The sequence below is a fragment of the Gardnerella sp. DNF01151 genome (assembly GCF_049244235.1).
Classification (GTDB): Bacteria; Actinomycetota; Actinomycetes; order Actinomycetales; family Bifidobacteriaceae; genus Bifidobacterium; species Bifidobacterium swidsinskii.
Map to the genome: position 1 here is coordinate 829,587 of NZ_CP058389.1, position 11,841 is coordinate 841,427.

At 40.5% G+C, this 11,841-nt stretch carries 9 protein-coding genes and 1 other RNA gene; 9 read left to right on the forward strand and 1 reads right to left on the reverse strand.

Going from position 1 to position 11,841, the window contains the following annotated elements; translation table 11 throughout:
* Positions 1–20: 20 nt before the first annotated feature.
* From argH to HXT37_RS03520, 8 genes are all read left to right on the forward strand, one after another.
* On the forward strand, positions 21–1,538 hold the full coding sequence (argH, locus tag HXT37_RS03485; protein ID WP_103014003.1) for an argininosuccinate lyase: 1,518 nt from the start codon (positions 21–23) through the stop codon (positions 1,536–1,538).
* A gap of 166 nt (positions 1,539–1,704) precedes the next feature.
* Positions 1,705–3,024, forward strand: a complete 1,320-nt coding sequence (tyrS, locus tag HXT37_RS03490; RefSeq protein ID WP_076002805.1) for a tyrosine--tRNA ligase — start codon at positions 1,705–1,707, stop codon at positions 3,022–3,024.
* Positions 3,025–3,177: 153 nt separating this feature from the next.
* Entirely contained in the window at positions 3,178–4,818 is a 1,641-nt protein-coding gene (locus HXT37_RS03495) for a hypothetical protein (RefSeq protein WP_103014005.1), read from the forward strand.
* A 144-nt stretch (positions 4,819–4,962) separates the two neighbouring features.
* Complete coding sequence (locus tag HXT37_RS03500; RefSeq protein WP_004111441.1) at positions 4,963–6,063, forward strand: HAD-IIA family hydrolase; 1,101 nt, start codon at positions 4,963–4,965, stop codon at positions 6,061–6,063.
* Positions 6,060–6,863, forward strand: a complete 804-nt coding sequence (locus HXT37_RS03505) for a TlyA family RNA methyltransferase (protein WP_421779261.1) — start codon at positions 6,060–6,062, stop codon at positions 6,861–6,863. Before HXT37_RS03500 ends, HXT37_RS03505 begins: the two co-directional genes overlap by 4 nt.
* Positions 6,864–6,953: 90 nt before the next feature.
* A complete protein-coding gene (locus HXT37_RS03510) occupies positions 6,954–7,877 on the forward strand; it encodes an NAD kinase (protein ID WP_004111445.1) in 924 nt (307 codons plus the stop codon).
* 54 nt (positions 7,878–7,931) lie between these two features.
* Positions 7,932–9,716: a DNA repair protein RecN gene (recN, locus tag HXT37_RS03515; RefSeq protein ID WP_004111446.1), complete on the forward strand. Its 1,785-nt coding sequence runs from the start codon at positions 7,932–7,934 to the stop codon at positions 9,714–9,716.
* Positions 9,700–10,380 (forward strand): HAD family hydrolase, encoded by a 681-nt coding sequence (locus HXT37_RS03520; RefSeq protein WP_410309479.1) that lies wholly within the window; start codon positions 9,700–9,702, stop codon positions 10,378–10,380. The genes recN and HXT37_RS03520 overlap by 17 nt, the downstream gene beginning before the upstream one ends.
* A 19-nt stretch (positions 10,381–10,399) precedes the next feature.
* On the opposite strand, the gene rnpB is transcribed toward HXT37_RS03520, so the two are convergent.
* An RNA gene (gene rnpB, locus HXT37_RS03525) (RNase P RNA component class A) lies at positions 10,400–10,773 on the reverse strand.
* 211 nt (positions 10,774–10,984) lie between these two features.
* On the opposite strand from rnpB, the gene hpf reads away from it, so the two are divergent.
* A complete protein-coding gene (gene hpf, locus HXT37_RS03530; protein ID WP_421779262.1) occupies positions 10,985–11,656 on the forward strand; it encodes a ribosome hibernation-promoting factor, HPF/YfiA family in 672 nt (223 codons plus the stop codon).
* Positions 11,657–11,841 lie beyond the last annotated feature (185 nt).

Genomic DNA, 11,841 nt, shown 5'->3' on the forward strand with positions numbered 1-11,841 from the left:
AGATATAAAGGTAATAAACTATGCACGATGCAACAAAAGCAGCAGCCGCAGAACTAGAAAATAATGAAAGTAATAATACTAATCACCCTATTGCATTGTGGGGTGGACGATTTAGTTCAGGTCCTTCAGCAGAGCTGGCGAAACTAAGCAAGTCCACACAATTTGATTGGCGATTAGCGGATGATGATATTGCTGGTTCTAGAGCTCATGCGCATGCGTTGCATCGTGCAGGTCTTCTTAACGAAAAAGAGTATGCTGATTTATCTTGTGCATTAGATGAATTGCAAAAGCGTGTAGATGATGAAACTTTTGCACCCATTGAGGAAGATGAAGATGAAGCTACAGCATTAGAGCGCGGTTTACTTGAAATTGCTGGAAATGAGCTTGGTGGAAAGCTTCGTGCAGGTCGATCTAGGAATGATCAAATTGCAGCTTTAATACGTATGTTTTTGCGTAGGCATGCGCGCGTTATTGCATCATTATTGTTGTCAGTTTGCCAAGCGTTGCTGAATCAATCAAAAAATGCAAAAGACGCGGTGATGCCGGGTCGCACTCACATGCAACATGCTCAACCAATTTTGCTTGCGCATCAGTTAATGGCACATGTTTGGCCGCTTTTACGAGATGTAAATCGCTTCATAGATTGGGATTTGCGTGCAGATGAAAGCCCTTATGGAGCAGGAGCTTTGGCAGGCAATACTCTTGGTCTTAATCCAGAAGAAGTAGCTAAAGAGCTTGGTTTTTCTAAAGTTTGCGCTAATTCTATAGACGCAACTGCAAGTAGAGACTTAGTCGCAGAATTTTCATTCATCGCAGCAATGATTGGCGTTGATATATCACGATTAAGTGAAGAAATTATTATTTGGAATACTCAAGAATTTGCATTTGTTCGTTTAGATGATGCTTATTCAACTGGCTCATCGATTATGCCTCAAAAAAAGAATCCAGATATTGCTGAACTTGCTCGCGGTAAAGCTGGTAGATTAATAGGCGATTTAACTGGTTTAATGGCAACTCTTAAAGGTCTTCCTACTGCTTATGCTCGCGATTTGCAAGAAGATAAAGAAGCTGTTTTTGATCAAATTAACACTTTAGAAGTGCTTCTTCCAGCTTTTGCTGGAATGGTAGAAACTATGAAATTTGATCTAAATAGACTTTATGAACAGTCTTCTACTGGTTTCGCTCTTGCTACAGATATTGCAGAATGGCTTGTAAAAAAGGGCGTTCCATTCCGTAACGCTCATACTTTGTCTGGTTTGTGTGTAAAGCGAGCTGAGGGAATTGGGGGAGATCTTGCTGATTTAAGCGATGATGATTTTTCAAATATTCTAAGCGGTTTTGTTGATAGCGCAGAAATTGCGAATATCAGAACAATATTGACTAGTGCTGGATCTGTGTCTGCCAGATGCGGTCGTGGCGGTACAGCCTTCGCGCGAGTTAAAGAGCAAATTGTAGAGGCTGAAAATGCAATGGATAATTATTATAAATTTGCAAATTCAAAAAGCGATGGTTCTGCTTATATCTCGCCTATAAAATAATTTTAAAATTAGATTATTAGCTGTCACGTTATAGTGCCAAATATTGTACTTTATAATATTTGGCACTTTTTTATTATGCGTGTCGCCATGTGCTGCAAAAATTGAAAGGCTTGTGGACGCGCAAAGCGCCCGATATTTATCGGTATTCTGTATTAAGGAGATACGAATGGCTCAGGTCAGGAACTACAAGGAAGCAGGTTTTGCTTCTTTGTTTGAAGAGCTTAAGTGGCGTGGATTAATTTCACAATCTACTGATGAGCAGCAGCTTGCTCAAGCGCTTGACGGAGAACCATTAACGTATTATTGCGGTTACGATCCTACTGCTGCTTCATTGCATATTGGTAATCTTGTGCAGCTTATTAATATGCGTCACTTGCAGGCTGCAGGTCATCATCCTATTGCTTTAGTTGGTGGTGCTACTGGTTTGATTGGTGACCCTCGTCAAAGCGGAGAACGCACTCTTAATTCTAAGGATATTGTGGCTGGCTGGGCTGAACGCTTGCGTAAGCAGATTGGTCGAATCTTGCCTCTTGATGGTGAAAATCCTGTTCGTTTTGTCAGCAATTACGACTGGGTTTCTAAGATGTCTGCTATCGACTTTTTGCGCGATGTTGGTAAGAACTTCCGAGTTGGAACAATGCTTTCTAAGGATATTGTGGCTCGTCGCTTAAATTCCGATGAAGGTATTTCTTTTGCTGAGTTTAGTTATCAAGTTTTGCAAGGCAACGACTTCTTGTACTTGTTTGATAATTACAACGTAACTTTGCAACTTGGCGGTTCGGATCAGTGGGGTAATCTCACTTCCGGCATGGATTTGATTCGTAAGGTTCGTGGCACATCCGTAAACGTGTTTACTAGCCCGATTATTACAGATAATCAAGGTCGTAAGTTTGGTAAGTCAGAAGGTAATGCCATGTGGCTTGATCCTTCTATGCTTAGCCCTTATCGCTTCTACCAGTTCTGGTTCAATCAGCCTGATGATGAAGTTGTTAAGTTGCTTAAGGTGTTCACTTTCTTGCCAAAAGATGAAATTGAGCGTTTAGCTCAGCAAATTCAGGATGATCCTGGAAGTCGTGAAGCTCAGCGCGTGCTTGCGTGGGAAGTTACAAGTTTCGTTCACGGTGAAGATTTAACAAACCAGGCTATTGAAGCTTCTTCCGCTTTGTTTGGACGTGGTGATCTTTGCAATATTGATGAGCAGACTCTTGAAGCTGCTTTAGATGGTGTTAAGGTTAAGGCTGAAGACGGTAGTTTAGATTTCGCTAAGGCTAAAGTTGCAGATCGTGTTGTTGAGGCTGCAGTTGCCGCTGGTCTGTTCCGCACTGTTTCTGAAGCTCGTCGTGCTATTGAAGCAGGCGGTTTGTATCTGAATAATGAACGTGTAAGTGGTGTCGACGATGTGTTAAGTGAGGGCTCTTTCTTGCACGGTCGTTTCGCTTTGCTTCGCCGTGGCAAGAAAGCTATCGGTGCCGTAGAGCGCGCTTAATAAATGTTTGTGATTTATTAAAAAATACATCTGTTGTAAGCTTGCTGCTTGATGTATGCTATAGCTTGCTTCAGCAGATGTTTAGTTGTTTTATGAATATAATTAAAATGTGATTTTGTAATAAAATTGCACATAGATGAGAGGTATGCCAGAATGGGCGAAGAACGCGAACACTCGCGGAGTGGTAAGAAATCTTTTGGTGAACGTGGTGGATTTGGTCATCGCAATGGTGGTAAAAGTAGCGAGCGTCGCGGTGGTTTCCATAAGGATGGTTTCCATAAAGGCGGTTTTAAGAAGGGTGGTTTCCGCCGTAATGATGATGACCGTGAAGAGAGCTTCCACTCTGGCGTAAAGCGTGATGGTGATCGTCGTTTTAACCGTCATGACGATCGTAAAGATGACCGTCGCGGTGGTTTTAAGAAGAATGGTTTTAAGAAGGACGGATTCCGCTCAGAGAATCGCGATAATGATCGTCGCTTTGATCGTAACCGTCATTTTGATCGTATAGATGATCGTAAAGATGACCGTCGCTCTAGAGATTTTGAACATTCTGGTGAAGAAGGTGGCAACCCACGCTACAAGAAGTTTGATGGTGAACATCGTTTTGATCGTCGTGACGATCGCAGGGATAGTCGTCGTGAGAACCATCGCAATGGCGATTTCCATAAAGATTTCCATAAAGGCTCTAAGGGTGGCTTCCGTGATGACCGCAGAGACGATCGTCGCGATGAGCGCAGAGATAATGAGCGTCGTTTTGATCGTCGTGACGATCGCAGAGATGATCGTCACGCAAATTCGCGTAGTAACTTCCGCTTTGAAGATGGTCCACGCCGCAATTCTGACGGAACTGTTTCTTATCCATCTCAAAATCCTTATACAGCACGTCGCCCTGGTGAACCTAAGATGCCAAAAGGTTTGGAATGGGCAATGCTTTCTAAAGAAGATCGCGAGCGTTTGCGCGGTCTTTCAAAGGAACACGCTGAAAATATTGGTCTTCATATTCTTGCAGCTTATACTTTGCAAGAAGAAAATCCTGAACTTGCATTAGAACATGCAAAGTGGGCTGCTAAGCAAGCTTCTCGTATTGATTTTGCTCGCGAAACTTTAGCTTTTGTGGCCTATCGTCAGGGCGATTACAAGCTTGCTTCTAAGGAATTCCGCACTGCAATGCGAATGAATGGTTACCTTGATTATTTGCCATTTATTGCCGATTGCGAGCGCGGTATGGGCAATCTAGATAAGGCTTTAGAAATTTGCATGTCAGATGAAGCAAAAACCTTAAGGGGAGAAGTAAAAGCCGAAATGTTCCTCGTTTATGCAGGCGTTTTGGCTGATACTGGTCATGCTGATAAGGCTATTGAATTGGTTCATGCAATGGGTCGTTCAAAGGGTCTTCCTGGGGAGTATCGTATGCGTGCAGTTCAAGCAGAACAATACTTCTTGGAAGAAGCTGGTCGTAGTGACGAAGCAATTGAATTAGAGTCTTTGCTTGATAAGCTTGAGCAACAGTATGCTGATGTTGATGACGAAGATATAAATCCTGATGATATTGTTATCGACTATGATTTAGAGCATTTGAATGATGACATGATGGATGAAATTGGCATGAGTGAAGATGATGCTCAATTTGCTCCTGATGAAGAATCTGATGAATATGCTGATGAAGAATCTGAAGCAACTGAAGATTCTGAAGATTTAGAAGACTCAGAAGACTCAGAAGAGACAAGTAACTCTGAGAATGCGGATAATACGGATACAATCGAGATGAGTGCTGTTCACGCTGACGAAGAGTAGTTCGTAACATTTGAATATTTGCGCCCGGCTGCTTTTAAGTAAGCCGGGCACTTGCTGCTTTGAGAGTTGATATTTATAAAATATATTTGAAAAATTTGAATCTAAATTAAGTGCAGTGTTTAGCAAACTTAAATGAGGTATAGTATGCAAGTTGAAACGAAAAAGAATTTTTCTTCATGTAATCGTCCGTTAAGCGATGCATTTCGTTTAGCACTGCTTGATTTAGATGGTGTTGTATATCGTGGTGGAAATGCTGTTGAATATGCGTCTGATTCCATTTTGTTTGCGCAAAAAAATGGAATGGCAATTGAATATACAACTAATAATTCTTCGCGTTTCCAATCTGTTGTTGCAAAACAACTGGAAAGTTTTGGCTTAAAAGTAGAACCATGGCAGATTATAACGTCTTCTGTTGTTGCAGCAAGGATGGTAGCTCGCAATGTTGAGAAAGGATCTCAAGTTCTTGTTCTCGGCACTGAACATTTGCGTCAAGAAGTGCAACGCGTAGGATTACAACTCGTAGATTCGTGCGAAGATAATCCTAAAGCTGTTATTCAAGGCTGGTATCCTCAAATGACTTGGCAAGAAATGGCGGAAGTTTCTTTCGCTGTTGAGCATGGTGCAAAATATTTCGTTACTAACCGCGACTTAACTATTCCAAGAGAGCATGGTATTGCTCCTGGATGCGGTTCCATGATTCAAGCTGTTATTAATGCTACGGGTGTAGAGCCTATTTCGTCTGCTGGAAAACCAGAATCTGCAATGTATGATGAAGCAAGGTTTTTGGTTGCTGCTAATGCTAAGCATGATGATTCTGAATGTGAAGAATACACTGAAAAAGACGAGTATGGGAATCCTGTAATTAGTATTGAGCATTCATTAGCAGTTGGAGATCGTTTAGATACTGATATTGAGGCTGGAACAAGAGGAGGCTATGCTTCATTACTTGTTCTTACTGGAGTTACAGATCCTCGCATGCTTATGCTTGCGCCAAAACATTTGCGTCCAAGTTTTGTTTCTAAAGACTTGCGAGGATTAAACGAATCTCATAACGCTCCTGAACGCGTTAACGGTAGTACTTTTACTTGTGAAGATGCTATAGCAAGAGTTGTGAATAATAATATTATTGAAGTTAATAACACTAACGATTGCAATGCTTTAAGAGCTGCTTGCGCGCTGGCATGGAGCTTGCAAGATTGCGGTGAAAATATGGGAAATTATACTCTTCCGGAGTTTTCCTTATGACTTTGAATGAGGATTTAAGTAAACTTTCAAATAGCAATATTTCACAACGCTTAGATTGCGCTTTGGTTAGTCGTGGTTTAGCAGAAAGTAGGACAACTGCTCAGCGTTTAATTCATGCTGGCGTAGTGAGTGTTGACAGTCGGAATATTACGAAATCCTCATTTTTAGTAAACGATTCACATACAATAACAATCGACGAATCAAAAAATACGCAATCTTGTATTAGATACGTTTCTCGTGGAGCACTTAAGTTAGAAGGTGCTTTCGAAGCGTTTTCTAAAAATGGTTTAACTACTTCCAAATCAACTAAAGCTCTAGATATAGGTGCATCAACGGGTGGTTTTTGCGACGTTCTTTTGCAAAGAGGTGTTCATTCTGTAATAGCTTTAGATGTTGGTCATGGTCAATTGCATCCAAAAATAGCTAACAATTCACATGTAATTGAAATGAGTGGCGTAAATATTCGAGATGTGTACGAAGAGAACTTGCCATATAAGCCAAATCTTATAGTTTCGGATGTTTCTTTTATTTCTCTAACGTTTGTTATTCCAGTAATTTCTAGAATAGCTCAATTGCATGCAGATATTGTGCTTTTAGTTAAGCCGCAATTTGAAGTAGGAAAAGGAAACCTTGGAAAAGGTGGAATAGTAACTGACGAGACTTTAAGAATTAAAGCTTTAGAAACAATAAAAAGTTGTGCAAATCAAAACGGTCTAAAGGTTATCTCCTCTTGCGAATCTCCTATTGAAGGAACGCATGGCAATACGGAGTATCTTCTTTATGTGCGTTACGAGAAGTAAGTTAATTATTGAATGTTTAGCATTTTTCAATATGTATCCTAACAATTACAATAGTAGTAGTTGTGTTTAAACAGTACGAAGGGGCTGTATATGCAGGAACATTTCGATACTAATTCCGCTTCGTCGGCTCGTCGTGCTCTTGTAGTTACTCACGCTAGAATCGATGTTCATAGTGATGTGGTAAATCAAGTCAAGACTCAACTTATTAAAGCTGGATTCGTTGTTGACGTATTCAACAGTGCTTCTGTGTCTGATTTTGCTAAAAAAACTACTCGTATAGTTGATGAAAATACGGAAATAGTTGTGGTGCTTGGGGGAGATGGCACCATGCTTCAGGCTGCTGAGTTAGTGCATTGTACTACTGTTCCAATTATCGGCATAAATCTTGGTCATGTTGGTTTTTTGGCAGAATTTGAAAGTTTTCAAATTAATGATGCTATTCGTAGGATTGCAAACAAGGATTACACTATTGACAGGAGAATGGAAGCTCATGTAGATGTGTGGCTTCCTGGCGAAAGTGAGCCTTTAAGTGATTGGGCGTTGAACGATATAACTCTTGATCGCGAAGACAGAGGTCGAATGGTAGAACTTTCAATACGAGTAGACGATGTTGAAATGTCATCTTTTGGTTGCGATGGTGTAATAGTTTCAACTCCTACTGGTTCCACAGCTTACGCATTTTCAGCAGGTGGATCAATCATGTGGCCAAATGTAGAGGCATTGCAATTAGTGCCATTAGCTGCTCATGCTCTTTTTGCGCGTCCTCTAATTATTGGTGCCGGTTCTACTTTTACTATTGACATTCTTAATGAATCGTCTTCTGGAGGTTGGATTTGTTGCGACGGTAGAAGACAGCGCGCTCTTCCTCAAGGATCAAGGATTCAAGTTCGTCAATCAAAAGATGAGCTATTATTAGCTAGACTTTCTGGTGCTCCTTTTACGAAGCGTTTAGTTACAAAATTTGATTTGCCAATAGTTGGGTGGCGTGAGCACAATAATAATTCTTTAAACTGAATTATTTAAGTAGAAAATAATATTAAATATAGCATTTATAAAACGAGGTACAGCGTGCTTGAAGAGTTAGAAATACGTAATCTTGGGCCAATTTCACATGCGCTTATTACTCCTTCGTCTCACATGACAGCTATTACGGGCGAAACAGGCGCTGGAAAGTCAATGCTTTTAAGTGCTATCAAGCTTATTTCTGGATCCAAAGCAGAAGTTGCAAGGATTTCTCCAAATGCTAAAGAAGCATGGGTTCAAGGCATATTTAGTATCCCTAAAACAAGTGAATTGATAGATGCTGTTGGAAAATCCGGTATTGAATTAGAGCCTTCAGAAAATGACGAAAATAAATCAGATATGTATGTTTCTAGAACAGTACCACAAGAAGGTCGTTCAAGAGCAACAATTTCTGGTTTCGCAGTACCAAAAACAGTTCTTGAACAAGTATGCTCACGATTGATAGTTATTCATGGACAAAGTGACCAATTACGTATAGCAACAAATTCAAAACAACGCGAATTGCTTGATACTGTATCTAAAAATAGTGAATTACTTAAGCAATACGCATGTGCGTATCAAGCGTGGAAAGATGCTAAAGAAACATGTAATCGACTAGAAAATCAAGCGTCTTCTTCGCGACAACGTGCAGATTACCTTAGAGAATCGTTAGCGAGAATACGAGATGTGAATCCGCTGCCTAATGAAGATAAGGAATTGCGTGCAAAAAGAGAAAGAATTGAGAATTCTGCTCAAATTGTTAAAGCAGTGAGCATTGCGCTCGCATCCCTTGATTCCAGTCAAATAGATTATGGTGCTTCAGAATCATCTGAAGATGCTTGTTTTCTTGTAGATAAAGCTTCTCAAGCATTACGAAATATTCGTGTAGATGATTCTTTCAATTCTATTGCAAATCAACTTGACGATATTCATGCTCAACTTGACGATATTGTAATGCAGCTTGCTCAACAGTTGGATATCGATGTAAGTGAAAAAGATTTAGATGATTTAAATTCTCGTATTCATGATCTTACTGATTTAACTCGTAGGTGGGGTCCAACATTAGATGACGTACTTGATTGGTCCGAAAAAGCTCAGTTTGAACTTGAAGATTTAGATGATTCTCCTGAAGCTATTGCCAAAGCGCGTGCTAAGTGTGCTCAACGATATGATGATGCTCTTAAACTTGCTGAAGAATTATATAAAACTCGTTTAAATGCAGCTCATGATTTTGGCACTTTAGTTAGTGAAGAATTACATTCTTTGGCTATGCCAGGTGCTCAATTAATTATCAGTGTAAATAGGCGTTGCGAAGATTTATCTGGTTCTATTCCGCTTGATTCTAACGGATGTGATGATGTAGAGTTTTTGTTCCGACCATTTCCTGCTTCTTCAGATTTGCCGATGAGCAAAAGTGCTTCTGGTGGTGAATTAAGTAGGCTTATGCTTGCAATTGAGCTTGTTGTTGCGAAGTTGACAGATTGCGACGAAGAAAATATGACATTTGTTTTCGACGAAGTAGATTCTGGTGTTGGTGGTGTTGCGGCAGTAGAACTCGGTAAACGTTTGGCTCAACTTTCTCAACATGCTCAAGTTATTGTTGTTACTCATTTAGCTCAGGTTGCTTCTTTTGCAGATGCACAATTTGCAGTACAAAAAAATCTTGTTGAGAATAGTGAGAATAGTTCTTCTGCTATAGTTGCGGATACTTCTGTTATTGAGCTTAATGATTTGATGCGTGAGCAAGAGATTGCTAGGATGCTTGATGGAAGTGAATCAAAAACTTCATTAGAACATGCTCGTGAGCTATTGAGTGCAAGTAGGAAGATCATTGATGGATTTACAAAATAATTCGTCTATTGTTGCAGCGATTTTTGATTTTGACGGCACATTACTTGATTCTTTAAGTGTTTGGGATGATATTGATCGAGTAAGTTTTGCGAAACGTGGTATGAGCGTTCCTTCAATTTTTGCGAATACGACTGCAATAATGAATCCTAGACAAATTGCAGAATATGTTATTAAAAATTACGGATTTACTGATGCTCCTGAAGATTTGATGAAGGAGTGGTCAGATATGGCTTTTGACGCTTATGCTAATCATCTTCCGCTAAGAAAAGGCGCGTATGAATATGTGTATTATTTGCGTTCTAATGGTATAAAGCTTTTTCTTGTTACAACTCTTTCTAAACGCTTGTGTATTCCAGCTTTAAAAAGAGTTGGCATTTTTAATTGTTTTGATTTTATTCATTTTGGAGAAGATTTATCTGAAAAAGGTAAGCATAGTCCTAAAACGTATATCGATATTGCTAATCAACTTAAAGTAGATCCAGCTAAATGTGTAGTTTTTGAAGATTCTGCTACAGCTTTATGTTCAGCTCAGCAAGCTGGTATGCAAACATGTGGGGTAGTTGATAATTCAAACGTAAAAATTGATTTAGATTCGTCGTTTAATAAATGCTTAGCAGTATTTTCTGATTTTTCTTTCGCTCCAAGAATCAGCGATATAAGTTGAAAATATGCTATTGGTTGAGTTGATGAGGTTTCACATACCCCGGGTTTTGTCGCATACACAAGTGCATGCGGATGGCCATCCATCTCGATTTGACGTTACCGCCAAACTCTAGCAGTCTACCCGAAGACTTGAGCGAGCAGCTCTAAAGCGTCTTCTGCTTGACCTTGCTCCCAATGAGGCTTGCCATGCGGCTTACTGTTACCAGAAGTCCGGTGGTCTCTTACACCGCCGTTTCACCCTTACCCGAACGAAACGTTCAGGCGGTCTATTCTCTGTTGCGCTATCTCTCAGGTCGCCCTGGGCGGACGTTATCCGCCATTGTGCTCTGTGGAGCCCGGAAGTTCCTCAGCCACTCCGAATGAACATTGTGACCGCGGCCATCGTGAAACCTCAACCTTCCCAATTATAGCAGATGATATTAATATCGTAAAAAATTCGTTATTTTATAAGAAATTCCGTAATAAACGTTAATTTTTTTATTTTAATTTAATAAATCGCTAGGTTTGTATGGATTTAGCAGATATAATAGAAGAACCGACGGCATCGTGGCAGTCGGGTTGTACAAATCGAGCTTAAGGTTCGAGTCTATATGGGGAGGTTTCGCATGGAAATCGTCATTACTGGTCGTCGTACGCAGATTAATCAAAGGTTCCGTGACGTTGTAGAAAGTAAGATGAATCGTGTGACCGCCATTGCGCCTGATGCGCAGCGCGTGCAAATCGTGTTGACTCATGAAGGCAATCCAAGGCAGGCTGACACAGCAAAGCGAGTTGAAATTACTGTTGTTGCAGGAAGCACAGTGATTCGCGCAGAAGCTTCTAGCACTGATCAATTTAGTGCATTAGATATGGCGCTTGATAAGTTGACGCTTCGTTTGCGTCGCACTCGCGATCGTCGTAAGGATCATCGTCGTGGATATACGGAAATGACTCCTGTAGACATGGGTGCTGTAGAGCCTGAGATTGAGACTACTGTTGAAGAGCCAGAAGAAAATGAGGTTAATAGCGCAGATGCTGCTGTTGCTTCCGATTTAGGTCCTGGTGAATCTGTGGAAGTAAGTGTTGGCGACACTCCTATTGTGATTCGTCGTAAGTTACATATTGCAGAGCCTATGAGCATAGATGAGGCTTTGTATGAGATGGAGCTTATCGGGCATGATTTCTTCTTGTTCGTAAACAAAGAAACTATGAGACCATCTGTAGTATATCGCAGACATGGTTGGAGCTATGGCGTATTTGAAATTGATACACCTGAAAATGTTGCTAAGCAAAAGTAATAATTAAAACACATCTAAAATGCGCGAATAAGTGCGCATGCCCGTCTAGCACAATGTTGGGCGGGCATTTTTATGTAGTAATCAGACTCGCTAACTTATAAAAATCGTAGCCGTCGCGTAATATAGGCACAGTTTACGTCTATGTTGGCTAGGCCGTCGTCATAGACATGACCTAAGGGAGCAAA

Excerpts from the sequence above, each read along its gene's own strand:
- argH (WP_103014003.1), top strand. The coding sequence starts at position 21 with ATGCACGATGCAACAAAAGCAGCAGCCGCAGAACTAGAAAATAATGAA.
- tyrS (WP_076002805.1), top strand. The coding sequence starts at position 1,705 with ATGGCTCAGGTCAGGAACTACAAGGAAGCAGGTTTTGCTTCTTTGTTT.
- HXT37_RS03495 (WP_103014005.1), top strand. The coding sequence starts at position 3,178 with ATGGGCGAAGAACGCGAACACTCGCGGAGTGGTAAGAAATCTTTTGGT.
- HXT37_RS03500 (WP_004111441.1), top strand. The coding sequence starts at position 4,963 with ATGCAAGTTGAAACGAAAAAGAATTTTTCTTCATGTAATCGTCCGTTA.
- HXT37_RS03505 (WP_421779261.1), top strand. The coding sequence starts at position 6,060 with ATGACTTTGAATGAGGATTTAAGTAAACTTTCAAATAGCAATATTTCA.
- HXT37_RS03510 (WP_004111445.1), top strand. The coding sequence starts at position 6,954 with ATGCAGGAACATTTCGATACTAATTCCGCTTCGTCGGCTCGTCGTGCT.
- HXT37_RS03520 (WP_410309479.1), top strand. The coding sequence starts at position 9,700 with ATGGATTTACAAAATAATTCGTCTATTGTTGCAGCGATTTTTGATTTT.
- hpf (WP_421779262.1), top strand. The coding sequence starts at position 10,985 with ATGGAAATCGTCATTACTGGTCGTCGTACGCAGATTAATCAAAGGTTC.